Source organism: Mesobacillus maritimus (genome assembly GCF_019749255.1).
Taxonomy (GTDB): Bacteria; Bacillota; Bacilli; order Bacillales; family Cytobacillaceae; genus Mesobacillus_B; species Mesobacillus_B maritimus_A.
The window spans coordinates 378,417-399,883 of the sequence record NZ_JACWFH010000012.1; the positions used below are offsets into that span (position 1 = coordinate 378,417).

The 21,467-nt window shown below is 38.8% G+C and carries 18 protein-coding genes and 3 tRNA genes; all 21 read right to left on the reverse strand.

Translation table 11 applies throughout. The features are described 5' to 3' along the window. Nucleotides 1–123: 123 nt before the first annotated feature. The gene (locus H0185_RS12140) at nucleotides 124–1,353 is read right to left on the reverse strand and encodes a S1C family serine protease (protein WP_246629143.1); all 1,230 of its coding nucleotides are present in this window, start codon (nucleotides 1,351–1,353) and stop codon (nucleotides 124–126) included. A gap of 197 nt (nucleotides 1,354–1,550) precedes the next feature. After that, nucleotides 1,551–2,345 (reverse strand): MBL fold metallo-hydrolase, encoded by a 795-nt coding sequence (locus H0185_RS12145; protein ID WP_221873749.1) that lies wholly within the window; start codon nucleotides 2,343–2,345, stop codon nucleotides 1,551–1,553. Nucleotides 2,346–2,351: 6 nt separating this feature from the next. Then, nucleotides 2,352–3,140, reverse strand: coding sequence for a two-component system regulatory protein YycI (locus H0185_RS12150; protein WP_221873750.1), 789 nt, complete (start codon nucleotides 3,138–3,140; stop codon nucleotides 2,352–2,354). Further along, entirely contained in the window at nucleotides 3,127–4,449 is a 1,323-nt protein-coding gene (locus H0185_RS12155; protein ID WP_221873751.1) for a YycH family regulatory protein, read from the reverse strand. The genes H0185_RS12150 and H0185_RS12155 overlap by 14 nt, the downstream gene beginning before the upstream one ends. Then, a complete protein-coding gene (gene walK / locus H0185_RS12160) occupies nucleotides 4,446–6,278 on the reverse strand; it encodes a cell wall metabolism sensor histidine kinase WalK (RefSeq protein ID WP_221873752.1) in 1,833 nt (610 codons plus the stop codon). Before walK ends, H0185_RS12155 begins: the two co-directional genes overlap by 4 nt. Nucleotides 6,279–6,286: 8 nt before the next feature. After that, on the reverse strand, nucleotides 6,287–6,997 hold the full coding sequence (yycF, locus tag H0185_RS12165; protein ID WP_221873753.1) for a response regulator YycF: 711 nt from the start codon (nucleotides 6,995–6,997) through the stop codon (nucleotides 6,287–6,289). Between the two features lie 220 nt (nucleotides 6,998–7,217). After that, nucleotides 7,218–8,699, reverse strand: coding sequence for a peptidoglycan DD-metalloendopeptidase family protein (locus H0185_RS12170; RefSeq protein WP_221873754.1), 1,482 nt, complete (start codon nucleotides 8,697–8,699; stop codon nucleotides 7,218–7,220). A gap of 411 nt (nucleotides 8,700–9,110) precedes the next feature. Further along, nucleotides 9,111–9,183 (reverse strand) — tRNA-Phe (locus H0185_RS12175). Nucleotides 9,184–9,211: 28 nt separating this feature from the next. After that, the gene (locus tag H0185_RS12180) at nucleotides 9,212–9,493 is read right to left on the reverse strand and encodes a hypothetical protein (RefSeq protein ID WP_221873755.1); all 282 of its coding nucleotides are present in this window, start codon (nucleotides 9,491–9,493) and stop codon (nucleotides 9,212–9,214) included. A 119-nt stretch (nucleotides 9,494–9,612) separates the two neighbouring features. Further along, nucleotides 9,613–9,684, reverse strand: a tRNA-Glu gene (locus H0185_RS12185). A 44-nt stretch (nucleotides 9,685–9,728) separates the two neighbouring features. Next, a tRNA-Lys gene (locus tag H0185_RS12190) sits at nucleotides 9,729–9,804 on the reverse strand. A gap of 300 nt (nucleotides 9,805–10,104) precedes the next feature. Beyond that, on the reverse strand, nucleotides 10,105–11,397 hold the full coding sequence (locus tag H0185_RS12195; RefSeq protein WP_221873756.1) for an adenylosuccinate synthase: 1,293 nt from the start codon (nucleotides 11,395–11,397) through the stop codon (nucleotides 10,105–10,107). A 211-nt stretch (nucleotides 11,398–11,608) separates the two neighbouring features. After that, a complete protein-coding gene (gene dnaB / locus H0185_RS12200) occupies nucleotides 11,609–12,973 on the reverse strand; it encodes a replicative DNA helicase (protein WP_221873757.1) in 1,365 nt (454 codons plus the stop codon). Between the two features lie 187 nt (nucleotides 12,974–13,160). After that, a complete protein-coding gene (gene rplI, locus H0185_RS12205; RefSeq protein ID WP_221873758.1) occupies nucleotides 13,161–13,610 on the reverse strand; it encodes a 50S ribosomal protein L9 in 450 nt (149 codons plus the stop codon). Then, the gene (locus H0185_RS12210) at nucleotides 13,607–15,580 is read right to left on the reverse strand and encodes a DHH family phosphoesterase (protein ID WP_221873759.1); all 1,974 of its coding nucleotides are present in this window, start codon (nucleotides 15,578–15,580) and stop codon (nucleotides 13,607–13,609) included. The genes rplI and H0185_RS12210 overlap by 4 nt, the downstream gene beginning before the upstream one ends. 30 nt (nucleotides 15,581–15,610) lie before the next feature. Then, nucleotides 15,611–16,555 (reverse strand): YybS family protein, encoded by a 945-nt coding sequence (locus H0185_RS12215; RefSeq protein WP_221873760.1) that lies wholly within the window; start codon nucleotides 16,553–16,555, stop codon nucleotides 15,611–15,613. A 140-nt stretch (nucleotides 16,556–16,695) separates the two neighbouring features. Next, entirely contained in the window at nucleotides 16,696–16,932 is a 237-nt protein-coding gene (gene rpsR, locus H0185_RS12220; RefSeq protein WP_221873761.1) for a 30S ribosomal protein S18, read from the reverse strand. Between the two features lie 50 nt (nucleotides 16,933–16,982). Further along, entirely contained in the window at nucleotides 16,983–17,480 is a 498-nt protein-coding gene (gene ssb, locus H0185_RS12225; protein WP_221873762.1) for a single-stranded DNA-binding protein, read from the reverse strand. A 70-nt stretch (nucleotides 17,481–17,550) separates the two neighbouring features. Further along, nucleotides 17,551–17,838: a 30S ribosomal protein S6 gene (gene rpsF / locus H0185_RS12230; protein ID WP_221873763.1), complete on the reverse strand. Its 288-nt coding sequence runs from the start codon at nucleotides 17,836–17,838 to the stop codon at nucleotides 17,551–17,553. 310 nt (nucleotides 17,839–18,148) lie between these two features. Continuing rightward, a complete protein-coding gene (gene ychF, locus H0185_RS12235; RefSeq protein ID WP_221873764.1) occupies nucleotides 18,149–19,249 on the reverse strand; it encodes a redox-regulated ATPase YchF in 1,101 nt (366 codons plus the stop codon). 188 nt (nucleotides 19,250–19,437) lie between these two features. Then, nucleotides 19,438–21,447: a molybdopterin-dependent oxidoreductase gene (locus H0185_RS12240; protein WP_221873765.1), complete on the reverse strand. Its 2,010-nt coding sequence runs from the start codon at nucleotides 21,445–21,447 to the stop codon at nucleotides 19,438–19,440. Nucleotides 21,448–21,467 lie beyond the last annotated feature (20 nt).

Consider the following 21,467-nt stretch of genomic DNA (forward strand, 5'->3'; position numbering starts at 1 on the left):
AGCCTTTATTAATTTATCCACAGACTAGTTTTAGATTCAGCAAAAAGGTGAAATTGATGGTTATTGATACTAAAGTCAAAAAGACAGAAAGCATATTGCCTTCTGTCACATCAACTATAATTCTTATTGAAGATTTTCTTCCACGAGCGTCATACTTGTTTCTTTTACTTCTCCATTACGATAGAATTTAATGCTTAATTCCTGGCCAGGTTCTTTTTCATTGTACAAATGCTTACGTAAATCGACTGAGTCATTAATTTTGACTCCATCCATTTCAACAATTACATCATATTCTTGTAGTCCGGCTTGATCGGCTGGTGAATTCGGTACAATTTCAAGAATTGCTACCCCATAATTAATATCTTCAGGTAATTTTAATGTATCTTGCTGATAACGTACTGGAATTTCATTCACTGAACTTAAAGAGACGCCCATATAAGGTCGTTTCACTTCCCCATATTGCTCTAGGTCTTCGATGACTGGAATTGCATAATTAATTGGTATAGCTAACCCTATTCCTTCCACGGACGACTGGGCAATTTTCATCGAATTAATTCCTATTAATTGACCATCAATATTAACGAGGGCTCCACCGCTGTTTCCTGGGTTAATAGCTGCATCTGTTTGCAGGACCTCCGATTGCCAATCAGGGCTACCATCTTGGTTAATATCAACAGGAATTGAACGTTCAAGTCCAGATATAATCCCTTGTGTCACGGAACCAGAAAAGGTTAAACCTAGTGGATTTCCAATCGCAATGGCAGGTTCGCCAATTTGCAATTCATCTGAGTCTCCAAACTCTGCTGTCTTTTTTACATTTTCTGAAGGGATCTCAAGAACAGCTAAGTCGGTCCACTGATCCCCGCCTACTAGTTTTGCCGGAGTCTTGTTTCCATCACTAAATGTAACCTCTAAGTCTGATGCACCTTCAATAACATGGTAATTCGATACCACATAGGCTTTTTCTCCATCTACTTTATAAATAACACCTGATCCTGTGCCAGCCTGTTGACTCTGCTCCGTATCAAACCAAAAGCCTCGTCCCTTTTGGATATTCGTAATCCCTACCACAGCTTCACTTGTTTTCTCAACAGCTTCTGTTATAGCTGTTTGGACGTTCACAGAAACATTTTTTGATTCTCCAACTCTTTTCTCTGGTTTTTGCCCCATTTGTTCATTACTTTTTGGCTCTACGTCATATGGAAGAGCTCCCAACTCAGCTAGCGTTGGCACGGTAAAGACCACTATGAGACCGCCAATAATAGCTCCCGCTAAACTAGCAAATAGAAAACCACCTTTATTTCCTTTTTGACGCTGAAAGCGGGTATGTTGATCATCATCGTAATAGCCCATGATATCAAATCCTTTCAAAAAGCTTATAAATCATATTTTCTATATCCATTATAACTGTTGTTTGCGTAAATTTTAATTAATAGAAATCGTCAAATTACAAAACATATGGCGAATAACACCTACAGCTACATACTCAGGAATTCAAAACAGGAATGAAGGCAACATTGCCTCCATTCCTGTTCTTGTGTCTTGCCATCTTAAACTGCCTTTAGTGACGTTGGTTTTTTCGGGTCTGTATCTAGGAGATTAAATTGCTCTCCAACCCTAATTCCACGTCCTTCAAGTGTCTGGGATACTGCCATTCGTGCAAGGTCTTTCATGTTATTATCCAAACTTAAATGAGCGAGGTAGATTTCCTTTGTATTGTCTCCAATAACTTCACTCATTGCAATCGCAGCATCTTCATTTGAAACATGTCCATAGTCACCCAATATCCTTCTTTTAATATTCCAAGGATATCTACCCATTCGGAGCATCTGAACATCATGATTGCTTTCAAAGACGAATACATCTGCATTTGAGATAATTCCCTTCATTCGATCACTCACATACCCTGTATCAGTTATAAGGACCAGCTTTTTTCCTTCATGGTGAAACACATAGAACATTGGTTCAGCGGCATCATGGGAAACACCGAAGGATTCAATATCCAAGGACCCAAAACTTTTTACGGTTTCCATATCAAACGTAAATTTCTGCTCAACTGGCACTTCCCCAATTAACCCATCCATCGCTTTCCATGTCTTTTCATTTGCGTAAATCGGTAATTTATATTTACGGGCAACGATTCCTATGCCTTTAATATGATCGCTATGTTCATGCGTCACTAATAAGCCTGTGAGGTTCTTCATTTCTCGACCGATTTGCTGAAATAAAGCGTCCATCTGCTTTCCGCTTAAGCCAGCATCGACCAAAAATCTCTGGTCCTCCGTCTCCACATAGATCGCATTTCCCGTACTCCCGCTCGCGAGAACACTAAAATGCAAACTCATATCTATTCACTCCGTTATATTATTTTCATCGTTTTTAAACTCTATAACTTGACCCTCAAATCCATGAACAAACAGATTTTCTTCCCCGTTTATTACAATTCTCCATGTCGGTGCAAGTACTTGTTGGATGAGAGTAGAATAACCTAACTCGACTTTGGTAATCTCACTCTTAGGCTTTAAATAACCTTTAGTAAATAAAACCTCCACTGCAGCCAAAGCGGTTAAAATCTCTTGCTCATCTGATAATTCTTCGACCTCTTCAATATAGGTCTGCTCAAAAAGCATCACTTCATTATTTTCATCAATAAAAAAAGTCAGCTTACCGTTCAAATTATTATACATCATTTTGCCTTCGTATAGTTGATAAAACGTGATGGTTCTAGTGGTATTGTCTATTTTCCAAAAACGGTATTTTTCCCCATACTGGACATATGCATTTACGGCAGTTGCAAACTCCTCAGGGTTAAACTTATCGGTAATTTTTATCGGTTTGTCTAACTGCCCTATAATCGTGGAAGATCCTTCCTCGTCGGGACTGCTTTTCAAAATTTGATTAGCCGCTAAATCCTTTTTAGTGAAAATTTTCGGTTTGACACTAATATACCGCTCTTTTTTCAATTCTTGGGACGGCTCATTGTAAATAATGTCGTTATTTTTCAGCCTTTCTTCAAAGGAAGCTTCTTCAATAAATTCTAACTTTGCTTCACTTCTTGTATTCATAAATTGAAAAATAAGATAGATATCTAGGAGAAGAAAGCTGATGATAAAAATGGTTTTGATTCTACTCCAATCCATTATACACCCTCTCTTCCTCTTCTAATGGAAACTGAAACCATATTCCATCATACTGATAGAACCAGCCTGGTTCTAACGAGATAACAGAGGAATCTCTTCCTTCCTTAACCAAATAATATCCTAATGAAATATCGTCAAGAAGCTCAAGGTTCAATTCCTTTTTATCCTTTATTTTCGTTACAATTTCTTCACCAGAAGGCATAGTTACCGTTTGAGTTTCGGGATTAATAGGCAATTCTAAGTTAAAGCTTGGCCGAACATAGTGCTTAATCTCTGTTTGCCCCCACTCTTGGATGATTTCTGATAAACCAATCTCATTAAAAATAGGGTAGCCTTCATCGCTGTACATTCTAAAAATGACTTGTTGGTTAAAATCATCTTTATAGACAAAGCGGAAAGGGTCCGTCCAGCCACTATGACCATTAATATGTTCAATGCTTTTCTGAATGATATTTTCCGTTCCAATTACGGCTTCGCTTTCCCTAAAAGGATTCACATAGATAATCAAACTGGTATTATGATTTACTGTCATTTTACTGGCTTCATCTGTAAATTCTTCGCCTTCCGGTACAAAGCTTTTTTGTACAAAACTAGGGTCCCTAAACAACGCGTCTTTTAATTGTTCTGGTTCAATAGGATTACGGTAATACGTGTACCTTTTCATTTCAGTTCTATAAGTTGGGAGATAAATTGTTTTTTTATTTTCTAACTGATGAACAAAATATGGGTTATATAGATTGGCCTTCTTATAGAATGCTTCAGAGAACTCAGTTATGGCTGCCAGGTTTACATTGCTTATATAGGATTCATTACTTTTCGTAGAGTAGAAGTAAATATACCCCTCTTGGCTCTCCCCAGCCTTAGCATTAATCATCATCCGATCAAATTCAAACTTAGGGATATCTTGATCTTCAAAGTTTAGAACCTTCTTATAGAGTTCAATCGGTATTCTATCAGGGAAGATAAGCTCCGTATATTGTCCTTCGGAAAGGGATTGTATCAATACAGATCGACTATCTGCCAATTTCCTTACATTGTAATATTTCCATTTTCCGATCATATTTAGGATTTTATCAATTTCAGCATTTTCAATACTGCCATACTGTTTTGCTCCAGAGTGAAAGATTACTTGATGGGGCCTTACAATATCTCTTAACTCCTGCTTTGAGCCAATGGCCACTTCATTCACGGTTTTTTCAATTTCCATTGTTTCGTATTTTGGCTGAAACGTCCAAATATTCCATGTCAAAATTGAACTAAGGACAATTAAAATCGTTAGTATCATTGTTTTTACTTTTTCATAGTTCATGACCAATCATCCTCTGCCATTCGGTCATAAGGAAGCGAGAAATAGACTGTCGTTCCTTCACCTTCCACACTTTCTGCCCAAATGTCGCCTTGGTGTGCTTGTACCATTTCTTTTGCAATAGCAAGCCCTAGTCCCGTACCTCCAAGCCTTCTCGTTCTAGCTTTATCAACTCGGTAAAAACGATCAAATATTTTATTCACATTCTCTGAAGGGATCCCAACTCCCTCATCAGAGATACTGACAACAATTTGCGTATCTTCTTCTTTAATTCGATAAGTAATCCGTCCACCTTCTGGGGAATACTTCATCGCATTTGAAATAATATTATCTAGTACTTGTGTTATTTTATCTTGATCAATTTCCACAAACATTGGCGTTTCTGGTATTTCGCGAATAAAGGTGACATTTTGGTTTTTAGTTAATTCAAAGCGGTCAATAATTTTATTAAAATAGATAGAGAAGTCAATCCATTCCTTGGATAAGCGATAATCCTCCCGGTCCATTTTAGAGAGCTGTAATAGATCATTCACTAGTCTAATCATTCTCTCAGTTTCTGTCCTCGTCGTCTGCAAGAACTGCGGTGCAATTTCATCATCTTTCCATGCACCGTCTGCTAATGCCTCTAAATAACTCCTCATAGTTGTTAGAGGCGTACGAAGCTCATGCGAAACGTTTGCAACAAATTCACGACGCTCCATTTCAATCTTCTCTTGTTCTGTAATATCATGAAGCACAGCAATCAATCCATTCACAAAACCACTTTCCTTTTGGATAACTGAGAAGTTTGCCCGTAAAATTAGATGCTTCTTTTTATTACTAAGGTCCAAAATGACGGATTCTTGCTCCAATAATAAATCATCGAAACTATACTCTTCCTCTAGACCAAGTACAGCATCAATTGGAGTGGATAAAACTGTTTCACGTGAAACATCCAACATCTTCGTTGCAGGTTCATTGATTAAAATCACTCTTCCCTTACGGTCAGTCGCGATGACACCATCTGTCATATTTGAAATGACTGAGCTAAGCTTTCGCTTCTCTCCTTCAGTAGTCGCAGTTGCTTCCTGAAGCTTCCTCGTTAAATCATTAAATGTCATCGCAAGCTGACCGATTTCATCATTATCATAAACCTTAACTTTTCTAGTAAAGTTCCCCCTAGTCATGACCAGGGCATGCTTTTTCATATCCGCAATTGGCCGGGTAATGGTCTTAGCAAGAAGAATCCCTAGCAACGCTGTAAAGACTAGTGCAATGCCTGTACCAGTAAAGAGAATTTTATTGATATCCTTCATTTGCGAAAAGATATTTTCAACTTTTGCAACTAAGTAAACAGCACCAATAACTTCTCCTTTTGATCTAATAGGCGTAGATTGTACCCAAACTCTATTCCCTGTCTGTTTATCAACCTGAATGCTCCCTTCATCACGGTTTGTAACAATGGAGCGCTTAACCTTTAACGCTGTTGTTCGTTGACCAACAACCCCTTGCCTGCTTTGGTCCGATGTTCCAATAATTCGGAGACTTCCACCGTCAATTGCTTGGACTTCAGAGAAATCAGTACTCTTATTTTTATAATCTTTTAATATAAGTCGAACTGCTTCTTCTTTCGTCGGGTCTTCTTTCCCTCTTTCTTTTACCATTTCCTCTTGAAGATCAAAAACAAGCATATTAACCCGCTGTTTAAGAGAATTTTGAAAGTTTGTCATCAGTGTATCTTCCAATGTTCTGACAAAATAAACTCCAATGATTTGCATGGCAATCAAAATCAAGAGAACATAGATAATGACAAACTTAAGGTGAATCGAACGAAAAAAACCAACCTTCTTCATGAACCTTCTTACTCCTGTTCAGAGTTTCTTAGATAATAGCCAACCCCTCTGCGTGTAACAATCCATGTAGGATGGCTTGGGTTGTCTTCAATTTTTTCCCGTAGACGCCTTACCGTAACATCGACTGTACGGACATCGCCAAAATAGTCATAGCCCCAAACGGTTTGGAGTAAATGTTCTCTCGTCATAACTTGGCCGATATGTTTGGCTAAGTAGTGAAGCAACTCAAACTCACGATGTGTTAGCTCAATCGTCTCTCCTCTTTTTGAGACTACATATGCATCAGGATGGATCGTCAACGAGCCAATCGTAATTTCATTCGTTTCCTCTTTCTCCTCAACCTGAGATGTGACTTGTTGATGTCTGCGTAAATTGGCCTTTACTCGTGCAATTAATTCTCGCGTACTAAATGGTTTTGTGACATAATCATCAGCACCTAATTCAAGGCCTAAGACTTTATCGATTTCAGAATCCTTAGCAGTTAACATAATAATTGGCATTTCATATTTCTTACGTACTTCCCTACAAACCTCCATTCCATCTTTTAAAGGAAGCATGATATCTAATAGGATTATATCTGGTTGAATCTCCTCTACCATTTCAAGAGCGGTATTTCCATCATAAGCACAATGTACCTCGTAACCCTCTTTTTTTAAATTAAACTGTAAAATATCTGCAATCGGCTTTTCATCATCCACAACAAGGATTTTTTTCTCCATAATCAATTCTCCTTTCTATCTGGGAAATAGGTCTATACTCAATTTTATCCAAACTCATAATTGGTTCTATCTTATCTATTCTACTTTATTCTAGAGAAAAACTAAATTTTTCTCCACCAATCCATAGCAATTCAAATCCTTTTCAGCCATTCATAAAATCCACTTCCTAAAAATAACAAAAGCCTCTAGCATGTTCTAGAGGCTTCCGTTCTATTTATTATTACTTCCCTAATACTGTACGTGGATCAACGAGTTTCCCATTTTTAGTCACTTCAATATGAAGATGAACACCAGTTGAGTCACCAGTAGAACCCATAACTCCGATTTTTGCACCTCTAGGTACAGTTTGTCCTGGTTCAACTGAAATGGAAGATAAGTGTGCATACAACGTACGATATCCATTTTGATGATCGATAATTACCTTGTTTCCATACCCATCACCACGATTACCTGTCGATACAACTACACCATTATCTACGCTCTTAATACTTCTCTCGCTAGGTCTGGCAATATCCATTCCTTTATGCATTCTTCCCCAACGATATCCCATATTACTTGAAACATACCCACCATTTGTAGGCCAAGCAAAGCTGCCTGTTCCACGAGAAGGAACAACTTTCGTTCCTTTGATTGTGATTTCTTCAACAGCTTCTTTAAGAACTTTCGTGTTTACTGCTTCCTTTTTAACTTCTCGTCCGTTTTGTTCTGTTACAGAATAAGTTACGCCCTTTAGTCCATCGCTACCTTCCTGCTTTACCTTTGTGTCCCCTTTAAACATAGAAGAATCTTCCTCTACCTTCTTTTCAAACGGAACTTCCTCCGTTTTATAGGTTTCTTTGTTAACTTCCACGATAGCAAGTGGCTTTTGATACGTAACGATTAACTCCATTCCTGGTCGTAAAACCGTATCTGCTTTTAATTCAGAGTTAAGGGATAATAGCTGCTCTAAAGTTAAATCATGAGAATCAGCAATTTCCCCTAATACGTCGCCAGATTTCACTTCGTATTTCTTTTCTTCTAAAGTTCCCTTTTTAAAGAGCTTAACAACCTCTTCTACTGATAAGACTTCATCAGGGTTCACTTTTTTTTCAGCAAATGAAACTTCTTTAGAGAGTTTAACGTCTAATATACGAGTTTGATTTTCTTTTAGTTGGGGTAATGATTGATTAGGATCATCTTGTCTTTTCTCAACTTGTTCAAGATCCTCTTTACTCACATGTTCTAGCATGAGTGAATCCATTACGTCCTGTGCTGTAGCTTCATCTTTTACAAAGGCAACTTCTTGGCCATCAAGAACAAGTGCTGATGCATTTGCCTTAATATCAAGTTTTGAATCTACTTGATTTAAAACTTCTTCCACTTCTGTTGAAGGATTAAATTGAAAAGCTTGTTCTGGAATATAGGTTACTTCTGATCCTATTTCTAAATCTATATCCTTATATGTCTCTTCCATTGAAGCTAATTTATTTTGAATGAAAGACTCAATTTGTTCTTTATCTTCAACTGTGCCGACAAACTCATCTTGTATGTAGACATGAAAGAAAGTCGATAGTTCTAAATTGGGGGCTGCCATAGCATTCCCTGATCCGAAAGTAAGCGCAGAAACGGTCAATGCGGCTACGATTGCGTTTTTCATTACTGGTTTTACTTTAGTATTCCATTTACTAGTAAGACCAGAAAATGTATTTCTCCTCTTTGCCATGTTATCCTCCTGCAAGGTACAATCTGAGAAACTAGTACCATTAAAATATATTTTTATATTAACCTTTTATAGGTTACCATATCTTTATATAAAAATATTAATCGAATTCATAATGTAACAAAAATGTATAATAACTGACATTTAACTACTTTTAGTCTCTGATACATAAAAAAAACAAAAGGTATATATAGAAGACCGCAGTTGCTCGAAAAAAGTCGAATCCTCCCTGAAAATATAGGAATTACGAGGGGTGTTAAAGGTCCTATAAAACTGCTTTGTGTTATTTAAACACCTAGATATAGTGTTAATATTATATAATCTATTTTTGTAATATTTTTGTAACATAAGTAACAAATGTCTATAAAAGTATAAAAAAAGGAACGTGTAGTTTATACACGCTCCCCTTTTTGATGGCTCAGGACGGAATCGAACCGCCGACACATGGATTTTCAGTCCATTGCTCTACCGACTGAGCTACTGAGCCATTTTAATATTCAATCTCTACGTTGTTTTTACGGGTCCATTGCTCGAATAACCTCCCGGTTTTTCTCGCAGGTTGCCGCAGATGCTTTTTCGGTGATGTGAGCAACCTGCTCTACCGACTGAGCTACTGAGCCAAAATAATATTTCATTTCTCTACATTGTTTTTGCGAGTCCATTGCTCGAATAACCTCCCGGTTTTTCTCGCAGATTGCCGCAGATGCCTTTTCGGTGATGTGAGCAACCTGCTCTACCGACTGTGCTACTGAGCCAAAATAATATTTCATTTCTCTACATTGTTTTTGCGAGTCCATTGCTCGAATAACCTTCCGGTTTTTCTCGCAGATTGCCGCAGATGCCTTTTCGGTGATGTGAGCAACCTGCTCTACCGACTGAGCTACTGAGCCATACTAATGATATGTATATGTAAAAGTGACCCCTACGGGATTCGAACCCGTGTTACCGCCGTGAAAGGGCGGTGTCTTAACCGCTTGACCAAGGGGCCATGTAAAAAAAATTTTCCTAGAATAAGGACTATCGTAAAAAATCTGGTGAGCCATGAAGGACTCGAACCTTCGACCCTCTGATTAAAAGTCAGATGCTCTACCAACTGAGCTAATGGCTCTAAATGTTTAGATTACATGATACTTCTTCCATTATATTACCGGGTAGCGCATCTACGCTGCTCGAAAGACCTCACGGCCTTTCTCGCAAGTTTCCGAAGAAGCTAAGTCAATGAAGCGAGAAACTTGCTCTACCAACTGAGCTAATGGCTCTAAATGTATTCGCGTAAATCCGACAATTTTCTCCACCGATTTCGACGACTTTTTTATAGTATCATGATGAAATCTCTTTGTAAAAGGTTTTTTTAATATTTTTTTTAAAAAGTGAAAAAAACTCCCGAAGCGGGAGTTTTAATGATGGTTTAGATTTGTCTCCATGGACTACGAACGATGTTTGTTTGGTTACGATCAGGTCCAACAGAGAAGATAGACAATGGGATACCTGTTAGCTGTGAGACTCTTTCAATATAATGTCTAGCATTATCCGGTAACTCACCAAGTGTTTTACAAGAAGTGATATCATCTGTCCAACCTGGGAGTTCCTCATAAACAGGTTCACATTCTGCTAAGGCTTTTAAACTTGCTGGAAACTCTTCAATTACTTCACCTTTATAACGATATGCTACACAAATTTTAAGTGTTTCAACTCCGGTCAAAACATCAATTGAATTTAAGGATAAATCAGTAAGTCCACTTACCCGGCGAGCATGGCGAACAACGACGCTGTCGAACCACCCAACACGACGTGCTCTCCCTGTTGTTGTTCCATATTCACGACCAACTTCACGAATTTGATGCCCTATTTCGTTGTCTAACTCCGTCGGAAAAGGTCCATCTCCTACCCTGGTTGTATAGGCCTTACATACCCCTACAACATGATTGATTTTACTTGGTCCTACTCCTGAACCAATAGTTACCCCACCGGCAACTGGATTTGAAGAGGTGACAAATGGGTATGTCCCTTGGTCAATATCAAGCATAACCCCTTGTGCCCCTTCAAAAAGAACTCGACGACCTTCGTCTAGTGCGTCATTTAAAACCACCGATGTATCACAAACATACTTCGCTACCTGTTGTCCGTACTCATAATATTCATTTAGGATATCTTCTATCTTAAATCCTTCTGTTTCATACATACGTTCAAATAGGCGATTTTTCTCTTCAAGATTACGTGTAAGTTTCTCTTCAAAAACCTCACGATCAAGTAGATCAGCAATTCTAATCCCCACTCGTGCAGCTTTATCCATATAAGCAGGTCCGATTCCTTTTTTCGTTGTTCCAATTTTGTTATCACCTTTTCTTGCCTCTTCAACCTCATCTTGCTTTAGGTGATACGGCAAAATAACATGGGCTCGGTTGCTAATACGTAAATTATCTGTTTTAACTCCTCTATCATGGAGGTACGCTAGTTCTTGTACCAATGCTTTTGGATCAACGACCATTCCATTGCCAATCACACAGATTTTATCTTGATAAAAAATACCAGATGGGATTAGGTGAAGCTTATACGTTTCGCCATTAAATTTAATCGTATGGCCTGCGTTGTTCCCACCTTGATAACGGGCAACCACTTCAGCATTTTCAGATAAAAAATCAGTGATTTTCCCCTTTCCCTCGTCTCCCCATTGCGTTCCGACTACAACAACTGATGACATACAGAAAGCACCTCCATAATTGGTCTATGTAAAATCCTTATTTCCTATTTAACAAAACAATTCTAACAGAAAAAAAGAAAAAATTCCAGTAAAACACGAACGTTTTACAATTAAATTATTTATTCGTTCGTAATAGTCAGGAGATCTACTTATTCCAAAACATATTCTTCCCTAAATAGAAAAAAAGATTAACCTATAGTAGGCTAATCTTTTAAGCACCTGGTGGAATGGCAGACGAGTCGTACCGTGTCTCCAGGTTAACGAACTTATTATATTCTTTTACGAATGCAAGCTGTACAGTCCCTACTGGACCATTACGTTGCTTCGCAATAATAATTTCAATGATGTCCTTGTTTTCTGATTCCTTATCATAGTAGTCATCACGATATAAGAAGGCAACAATATCAGCATCCTGCTCAATACTTCCTGATTCACGGATATCTGACATCATTGGGCGCTTATCTTGACGTTGTTCCACACCACGAGATAGCTGAGACAAAGCAATAACCGGGACCTCTAACTCTCTGGCAAGGGCTTTAAGAGAACGTGAAATCTCCGAAACCTCTTGTTGTCGGTTCTCTCCAGACCGCCCATCCCCTAGAATAAGCTGTAGATAGTCAATTAGAATCATCCCTAATCCATGCTCTTGTTTCAAGCGGCGGCATTTTGAGCGAAGCTCACCGATTTTAACCCCTGGGGTATCATCTATGAAAATACCAGAATTTGATAGGCTTCCCATTGCCATCGTTAACTTACCCCAGTCTTCATCCGTTAAAGAACCAGTCCTTAAATTTTGAGCATTGATATTGCCCTCAGCACAAAGCATACGCATAACCAGCTGCTCAGCACCCATCTCGAGACTAAAAATAGCCACATTCTCTTGAGCTTTAGTGGCAACATTTTGAGCAATGTTAAGAGCAAATGCTGTTTTACCTACAGAAGGACGTGCTCCTACAATGATTAAATCATTCCGCTGGAATCCTGCTGTCATTCTATCAAGCTCTGCAAATCCTGTTGGAATACCTGTTACATCACCAACACGATTAGCGATCGTTTCAATGTTGTCGTATGTGCGCACTAGTACATCTTTTATATTATGAAAGGCTCCAGCATTCTTTCGCTGTGCAACCTCTAGTATACTTTTTTCAGCCTCACTTAATAGTGACTCAACCTCATCTTCTCTAGAGTATCCATCGGAAGCAATTGTTGTGGCTGTTCGGATTAACCTTCTTAGTAGAGACTTCTCTTCAACAATTTTTGCATAATATTCGATATTGGCTGCTGTTGGCACCGATGCAGCTAGTTCACTCAAATAACTAACTCCACCTGTATCCTCAAGGAGCTTTGCTGCAGCAAGTTCCTCTGTCACTGTAACCAAGTCGACTGCCTTTCCTTTGTCGTTTAGGTTTAGCATGACATTAAATATCTGCTGGTGTGCAGCTCGATAAAAGTCGTCAGGAATAAGGACTTCAGAGGCAACTGTCAAAGATGAAGGCTCTAAGAAAATAGCACCTAAAACTGCCTGTTCCGCTTCAATATTTTGCGGCGGCATCCGATCAGCTAATAATTCATTCATCTGAAAACCTCCTATTTAAGAAGATATATAGGGAAAGTCTCTTCCTCTATCTTTCTTTTTGAAAAGAAAAAAGTGATCAGCCTTATCAACTAATCACAAGAATTACATAGAAAGGACAGAAAGCATGTCCGCATTTCTGTCGGTTCTTTTATTTTAACATGTTTCTTCTGTAAAAGAACTGCCAAATTTAGTTTGTTTCTTTTACATGGACGTTTAGGGTAGCAGTTACTTCAGTGTGAAGCTTGACTGGCACCTTTGTTACTCCAAGAGAACGAATGGCATCATCCATTTCAATTTTACGTTTATCAATCTTAATTTTATGCTTTTTTTGTAGCTCTTCAGCAATTTGTTTGCTCGTAATAGATCCGAATAAGCGACCACCTTCACCTGATTTGGCTAAAAGTTCTACTGTGATCTTTTCAATTTTATCTTTTAACTCTTTAGCATTTTCTAGTTCAGCCTCGGCTTGCTTTTCCTCTTTTTTCTTTTGGGCATTAAGCGAGCTCATTGCTGAAGCTGTTGCCTCAGCCGCAAGCCCTTGCTTGAAAAGAAAATTATGAGCATAGCCATCAGGTACATTTTTCACTTCGCCTTTTTTCCCTTTGCCTTTAACGTCTTTCAAAAAGATTACTTTCATTCTTTATTTCCCCCTTCTAAATAATCAGTAATGGCAGCGGTTAACATTTCCTCCGCTTCTTTTAGTGATACATTTTGAAGCTGTGTCGCCGCATTGGTCAGATGTCCACCGCCATGTAGACTCTCCATAATCACCTGGACGTTCACATCACCAAGTGAACGAGCACTAATACCAATAAGGTTGTCAGCCCTTCGAGAAATCACAAAGGATGCATTTACGCCATCCATCGTTAGCAATGTGTCTGCTGCTTGAGCAATAATCACCTGATTGCTTAGCTCCTCTTCCTCTGCGCGAGCAATGACAATCCCCTCATGATAGAAGTATACATTCTCAATAATCCGTGCTCGTTTGATGTACGTATCGACATCTTCCTTTAGAAACTTTTGAACTAGAATCGTATCTGCTCCATGACTTCGCAAATAGGATGCTGCATCAAATGTCCGTGAACCGGTTCGTAACGTGAAGCTCTTCGTATCTACAATAATCCCCGCAAGCAGAGCTGTCGCCTCAAGCATTTGGATTTTCCCATTTTTCGGTTGGTACTCTAAAAGTTCTGTGACCAATTCCGCTGTAGAGGAAGCGTACGGTTCCATATATACAAGTAAAGGATTCTTCAAAAATTCTTCTCCTCTACGATGATGGTCAATAACAACCGTGTTTTCAATTCGATTCAGCAGACGGTCATCAATGACAAGCGATGGTTTATGCGTATCGACTACAACTAAAAGCGTATCATCCGTTGCAATTTCATAGGCCTGTTCAGGACTAATAAAGCGTGCATATAACTCCTCGTTTTTTTGAATCTCTCCCATCATTCGCTGAACACTTACGTCGATTTCCTGCTTATTCACGACTATATAGCCTTCACGTTTGTTCATCTGAGCAACTTTTAGAATTCCAATTGCTGAGCCAATCGCATCCATATCCGGATATTTATGACCCATAACTAAAACTTTATCACTTCCTGAAATTAAATCCCTTAATGCATGAGAGATAACTCTTGCTCTGACACGTGTCCGTTTTTCAACAGGGTTTGTTTTACCGCCAAAGAACTTAACCTTTCCATTTGGCTGTTTAATCGCTACCTGATCGCCACCACGTCCGAGTGCAAGGTCCAAACTAGACTGAGCCTGTACCCCTAACTCAGGTAAAGATGAAACCCCTGTCCCCACTCCTATACTAAGCGTGAGTGGAACATTCTGTTTTAATGCGGTGTCACGTACTTCATCGAGTATCGAAAACTTCCCTTTTTCTAACAGCTGAAGAATATGTTCATTAAAAACACCAATAAAGCGTTCTGAAGAGACTCTTTTTAGAAATACTCCGTTATTGGTAGCCCAAGTATTTAAGATCGATGTAACGAGGTTATTTAAACTGCTTCTCGTCTGGTCGTCCATTCCCTGAGTAAGTTCATCATAATTATCTAAATAAATATATGAAATAACCGTTCTTTCATTATAATAAAGCTTTTCAATTTCTGCTTGTTCCGTTACATCAAAAAAGTAGAGCAACCGTTCTTCTGCTTTATGAACAATCCTAAATTTGCGCTCATGGAGAGAAACTACTTCTGTTTCAACTTCTTGTTTGATTAAAGGAATGATGACATCGGCTACATCATAGAGGGAGCGACCAACCAAGGTATCCTCATTGAAGCAGGACGCAATAAATGGATTTGTCCATTCAATAAGATAATCATCATTAATTAACATAATTCCAATCGGCATCTCCATCAGGGCTTCTTCCCCGACTTTCTTTACACGATAGGATAATGTTGAAATATACTCTTTTGTTTCCTTCTTTATTTGAAAAAAAACATGAAAAAGGAAAAAAATAAGAATACCAGTAAGTAAATAGCCAATAGCTCCAATCAGCCAATTATAAAAAGACAAGAACCCTAGAAGAACAAGGAGCACAGCTATTAACCCATATAAAGGATATTTTATTTGCCGCCTTTCAAAGTAAGAGGGCATGTACTCAGCTCCTAAGTTGTAAATTCACACTCATTTTTTCGCTTCAAGACGTTTCCTTAAATCGAAGCCTAAGTCAATTATACCTAATATCCTTACAATATAAAGAATTAATGGAATTAAGACCGAAAGAATAATGGTCACAATCAGGACTGCTTTAGGATACCCTTTAAGATGAGAATAATAAGCAATGAAGGTATATCCCTGTAGTAACATGAAGAATTGCAAAACAAACACAAGATTTGTTAAGGCCCAATGCCAGTAGCTTCCAACCTCAGGTTGAAGAAACATGGTAGCAATAAGTGAAAAAAGGTAATACCATAACAAGCTTTTCGGTAAAGACATATTTCTTAATGGCATCCATGATGGGATGTTAACGCCAAAACGTTTCAGAAGTGGGAAACAGATTAATTGAATAAAAAAGACAATCATAAATGAAGCCATAACAAACATACTTGGCATCAATGTCTCCATTAAGGAAACAGAACTCTCAAATTGTTCAAGAACCTTTTCATCAACGGTTTGTCCCATACCTTCTAACATCTTAACTGAAGTAGAAATAGATTGTTGGAAGCTTGCCATAAATTCTTCAATGATATTCATGTTAAATAACACGACTGTCGCAGCATATTGAAGAACAGTGTTCGCTAGAAATACAAGAGATCCCGCTACAAAAATTGCAAGCCTACTCTTGCCTTTGCCAATCAATATCCCCATTACACTACCAGTGATTCCATAAGTAAGCGCTAGTGGTATGGCTAAAAAGCTACCTACAATCAGAGCCAGGAGCGTAGCTGCAATTGTAAACACAGATGCACTTTTCCAATCATGCTTTGCCGCAAACATGATAAATGGCATTGCTAGGAAGAAATTGACGACAAGACCTAATCCTGGTATATACAATGTAATTAACAATAATACTGTAAAAATGGCCAGCAGAATGGCCCCTTCTGTCAACCTATATGTAATTTTCCTCAATTTTTCACCTCTAACAAAAAGATCTTCACAAAAACTATTTTATCTAGTCCACACAATAGATTCAACTAATTGGCGTATCAGATGATTAACATTATGACAAAAGGCAGCGGGAATCCCCGCTGCCTTTTGATTTCTGAACATTATTCTCCTGATACGTATGGTAATAATGCCATTTGACGTGAACGTTTGATTGCAACTGTTAGTTTACGTTGGTATTTAGCGCTTGTACCAGTTACACGACGAGGTAAAATTTTACCACGTTCTGAGATAAATTTCTTTAGAAGATCAACATCTTTATAATCGATGTGTGTGATTCCGTTAGCTGTAAAAAAGCAAACTTTACGGCGCTTAGCGCGACCGCCTCTACGTCCTCCCATTGCCATGAGGTTTTCCCTCCTTTACCATTATATTTTATTAAAAAGGAACACTAGAATGGTAAGTCATCATCGGAAATATCAATCTGACCGCCACCCGCAAATGGATCATCATCCACTTTCGTGTTTCTTTGTGGTTGGCGTTGATTCTGATTTCCAAACGGGTACTCTTGTCCACCACTCGGACGAGAAGTGAAATTGTCTCCACCTCTATCAGAGTTCTGGCTTTGACCTTTTGGTTCAAGGAACTGAACACTCTCAGCCATTACTTCAGTTACATAAACGCGTTTACCGTCCTGACCTTCATAACTACGAGTTTGAACGCGTCCATCAACGCCTGCTAAGCTCCCCTTTTTCAAGAAGTTTGCAACGTTTTCAGCTGGACGACGCCAAACCACACAGTTAATGAAGTCTGCTTCTCTTTCTCCTTGCTGGTTCGTAAACGAACGATTAACAGCTAGAGTAAAAGAGGCAACTGCTACTCCGTTTGGTGTATATCGAAGTTCTGGATCCTTGGTTAAACGGCCGACAAGAACTACACGATTCATCATCAGTAATCAACCCCTTTTCTTCCAGAAAGTTCCACGTGGAACAAAGTTACTGAAAGGTTATATTTAAAAATTATTTTTCGTCTTTAATTACCATATGGCGAATGATATCTTCGCTGATTTTAGCAAGACGGGAGAATTCATCAACCGCAGCTGGAGCAGCATTCACCTGAAGGATTTGGTAGAAACCATCGCGGAAATCATTGATTTCGTATGCAAGACGGCGCTTACCCCAGTCCTTCGTTTCAGTAACCTCCGCACCATTATCAGTCAAGATGCCGTTGAAACGCTCGATTAGCGCTTTCTTCGCTTCATCTTCAATGTTTGGGCGGATGATGTACATAATTTCGTACTTTCTCATCACTTTCACCTCCTTTTGGTCTAACGGCCCATCCTTGATGGGCAAGGAGCAATTATACATTACTCACAAGGTAAGATTATAGCATAGCAATTCAACAAAAGCAACTCCACTAAAAATGTGGAATATTTTTCAGGCTGCTTAACTTAACTACAACTAAATACTAACATACGTTCGGTTTATTGTCCAACTTGAATATGTATATGAAAAATGAACCCGTAGTATTTCTCCGGGTTCATTAGATATTCCTGTATAAACTAGTAGTTGATTTCCGCTCCAATCAACGGTTACTTACTATGTCCTCTATCAAAATCTAAACATTAAAACGGAAGTGAATAATATCTCCGTCTTTTACGTCGTAATCTTTTCCTTCTAATCGTACTTTTCCTGCTTCGCGGGCTGCAGTCATTGAACCTGCTGCCACTAGATCATCATAAGAAACAGTTTCAGCTCGAATGAAGCCTCTTTCAAAGTCTGAGTGAATGATTCCCGCACATTGTGGAGCTTTCATTCCTTGACGGAAAGTCCAAGCACGAACTTCTTGAACTCCTGCTGTAAAGTAGGTTGCAAGACCAAGTAAATTATAGGTTGCACGGATTAATTGATCCAATCCTGATTCTTCAATACCAAGTTCAGATAAGAACATTTCCTTCTCTTCGGCATCTAACTCAGAGATTTCTTCCTCAATCTTTGCACAGACAACAATTACTTCTGCGTTGTCTTTCGCTGCAAATTCACGGACCTTTTGTACGTATTCATTGGTAGATGGGTCCTGAACATCATCTTCGCCAACATTTGAAACATAAAGCATTGGCTTAGCCGTTAATAAATGAAGTCCTTTAACAACCTTTGCTTCTTCAGGAGTAAACTCTACTGCTCGTGCAGGCTGGTCATTTTCCAACGCTTCCTTTAGTCTTTCAAGGATTGGAAACTCCACCATTGCTTCTTTATCCTTTTGCTTAGCCATTTTCCCAACACGACTAATTCGCTTTTCAACCGATTCTAAGTCAGCAAGAATAAGCTCTAAGTTTATGATCTCAATATCAGATATTGGATCTACCTTCCCAGAGACATGGGTGATATTATCATCTGCAAAACAACGAACAACTTGGCAGATTGCATCTACTTCACGAATATGAGCAAGAAACTTGTTTCCAAGCCCTTCTCCTTTACTTGCACCCTTTACAATCCCCGCAATATCAGTAAATTCGAATGCAGTTGGTACGGTTTTCTTCGGTTGAACCAATTCAGTTAATTTTGTTAAACGATGATCTGGTACTTCAACAATTCCCACATTTGGATCAATCGTACAGAATGGGTAGTTTGCAGATTCAGCACCAGCCTGTGTAATTGCATTAAACAAGGTCGATTTCCCTACGTTCGGAAGCCCGACAATCCCTGCTGTTAAGGCCATCCTTGTCACTCCTCTAAAAAAGATCTATTTTAACTTACTTATTTCGCAGTTTAACTGACAGAAACAAATTTTCCTCCCACAATTATAGATAGTAAGAAATAAAAAGACAAGCCATCTAGAAATGTCCTCGCATATGTAGACTCCAATAAAGTCTATCATTCCTGAGTCCATCTTCTTTAGACAACTTGTTAGAAAGGTAGTTTTTTAATATTTACGAGACAATCATACAAAGTACTTCCTTGGCGGTTATCCGATTCTAGGTCTGATGTGAGTTGATTGACTGAGCCGCCAAACTTTTGCCAATTCCCTTCATCGATATTAATCGTTCCAGGATGGGCTTTTTTGAAAATGGAGACTTTTCCTCTTATTTTGCCACGTTCATTCCAGACAAGTACAAATTCGCCTTCCACAAGTTCCTTTTCCTTTGCAATATCTTCAGCAATCTCTACCTTTACTTCAGGAGTCCCACCCAGGAGGTGATAGAATTGCGAATGATTAGAACGAAGCGGATGAATGCTTAATAGTGAATATGGGTATTTTTCAGCAAGTGATGGATTCGTCCACTTTGACTCAGTTGGAAGAGATAAACTTAATTCCCCATTTAATCCTACATTTCTAGCTGCTTTCGAAGTAAACTCATATTTCCCACTAGGCGTTTTAAACTTCCAATCCTTCCAAGGAATAGGAGCGACTGGCAACTCTGCGAATTTCTTCTCTCGTAAATAATCTAACGTGATTCCATCATGTGCTAAAGAAGAAAGGCCCATTCTTAAATAGTCTTCTCTTGTATATGCAAATTCTTCTCCAAAGCCAAGTCGATTTGCTAACTCCGTCCAAATCCACTCATCCGTCTTAGCCTCACCTGGTGGTTCAACAAGCTTTGGTCCATGGTTTACATAATGATGATACATAGAAGAATAATAGATATCCTCTGTCTCAAATGCTGCCGTCACGGGCAATACATAATCCGCTACTTCAGCTGTGTCAGTCATATACTGATCAATTACAACAAGCGTCTCTAAAGAGGAGAATGCTTTCCTTGCTTTATTTGTGTCAGGGAGCTGCGTTAATGGATTCCCACAAGTTACAATGGCCATTTTCACTTCCGGTTCTGTAGCATTTACGATTCCCTCTGCCTGTTTCATCATCGTAAACGTTCTGCTTTCTGTTTTTCGATGTGGCATTGTTAAAGCTTCAATATCAAAACTTTGACCAACATGCTTATTGGCAAAATTAGCTCCACCACCTGGTAAGCCAATATTTCCACTAATTGCAACTAAAGCATCAATTAAGCGAATGGTATTCCCCCCATTGGCATAGCGTTGCATACCTAAACCAAGTAGAGTCGCAACTGGTCTTTGTGAGTAAACTTTTGCAAGCATGGTCATGATTTTTACCGGAACTTCTGTAACAGTTTGTATATACTCAAGAGAAACTTCATCTAATAAGCTTTTAAAATCCTCAAAACCAACTGAATGGTTTTCGATAAACTCTTGATGTTCGAAGCCCAATCGAAGTATTTCTTTCATTATCCCCGCTGCTAGTAACCCATCAAACCCGGGTTTAATTGAGATATACTCATCAGCCAGTTTTGCTGTTGCATTGAAGATAGGATCAATAACATACAAGGTTGCCCCTAACTTTTTTGCCTTTTGTAATTCGCCATATAAATGCATATTCGTTCTTGCTACATTTCTTCCCCAAACCACTATGCTCTTACTATTCATAATGTCACCTGGAGCATGGCTATAGGCATCACCAAAATCCCAAGTTTGGGCTTCAATCCCTGAACCCCAACAAATCGATCCTGTTATTTCTGTTACGCCACCATAATTGTTAAAAAAGCGCCCATCAAGATTGGTTAACAACCCACCATTCGCATAGTCATGGCTATGTAGGACGGACGTTGAACCATATTGCTTTTTATATTCTCTTAATTTCTCAGAAATTTCATCCAAAGCTTGTTCCCAGGAAATCCTTTCAAATTCACCAGCAACTTTCTTCAAAGGGTATAGCAGACGCTCCCCAGAGTTTACCCGTTTTTCAAGCATTCTCCCACGGCCACATATTTTCCCCTTTGTAATGGGATGATCTTCGTCCCCTTCCACCTTTACCACTTTGCCGTCTTCAACCGCCACCTTAAATCCACAGCTATCCCAGCAATTTAGCGGGCATGCCGCATGAAATACTTTAGCCAACTGCTCTCATCCCCACTTTT

Bases quoted from the DNA above. Each gene is read 5' to 3' on its own strand.
- H0185_RS12140 (WP_246629143.1), bottom strand. From the start codon at position 1,353: ATGGGCTATTACGATGATGATCAACATACCCGCTTTCAGCGTCAAAAA.
- H0185_RS12145 (WP_221873749.1), bottom strand. From the start codon at position 2,345: ATGAGTTTGCATTTTAGTGTTCTCGCGAGCGGGAGTACGGGAAATGCG.
- H0185_RS12150 (WP_221873750.1), bottom strand. From the start codon at position 3,140: ATGGATTGGAGTAGAATCAAAACCATTTTTATCATCAGCTTTCTTCTC.
- H0185_RS12155 (WP_221873751.1), bottom strand. From the start codon at position 4,449: ATGAACTATGAAAAAGTAAAAACAATGATACTAACGATTTTAATTGTC.
- walK (WP_221873752.1), bottom strand. From the start codon at position 6,278: ATGAAGAAGGTTGGTTTTTTTCGTTCGATTCACCTTAAGTTTGTCATT.
- yycF (WP_221873753.1), bottom strand. From the start codon at position 6,997: ATGGAGAAAAAAATCCTTGTTGTGGATGATGAAAAGCCGATTGCAGAT.
- H0185_RS12170 (WP_221873754.1), bottom strand. From the start codon at position 8,699: ATGGCAAAGAGGAGAAATACATTTTCTGGTCTTACTAGTAAATGGAAT.
- H0185_RS12180 (WP_221873755.1), bottom strand. From the start codon at position 9,493: ATGGACTCGCAAAAACAATGTAGAGAAATGAAATATTATTTTGGCTCA.
- H0185_RS12195 (WP_221873756.1), bottom strand. From the start codon at position 11,397: ATGTCATCAGTTGTTGTAGTCGGAACGCAATGGGGAGACGAGGGAAAG.
- dnaB (WP_221873757.1), bottom strand. From the start codon at position 12,973: ATGAATGAATTATTAGCTGATCGGATGCCGCCGCAAAATATTGAAGCG.
- rplI (WP_221873758.1), bottom strand. From the start codon at position 13,610: ATGAAAGTAATCTTTTTGAAAGACGTTAAAGGCAAAGGGAAAAAAGGC.
- H0185_RS12210 (WP_221873759.1), bottom strand. From the start codon at position 15,580: ATGCCCTCTTACTTTGAAAGGCGGCAAATAAAATATCCTTTATATGGG.
- rpsR (WP_221873761.1), bottom strand. From the start codon at position 16,932: ATGGGAGGACGTAGAGGCGGTCGCGCTAAGCGCCGTAAAGTTTGCTTT.
- ssb (WP_221873762.1), bottom strand. From the start codon at position 17,480: ATGATGAATCGTGTAGTTCTTGTCGGCCGTTTAACCAAGGATCCAGAA.
- rpsF (WP_221873763.1), bottom strand. From the start codon at position 17,838: ATGAGAAAGTACGAAATTATGTACATCATCCGCCCAAACATTGAAGAT.
- ychF (WP_221873764.1), bottom strand. From the start codon at position 19,249: ATGGCCTTAACAGCAGGGATTGTCGGGCTTCCGAACGTAGGGAAATCG.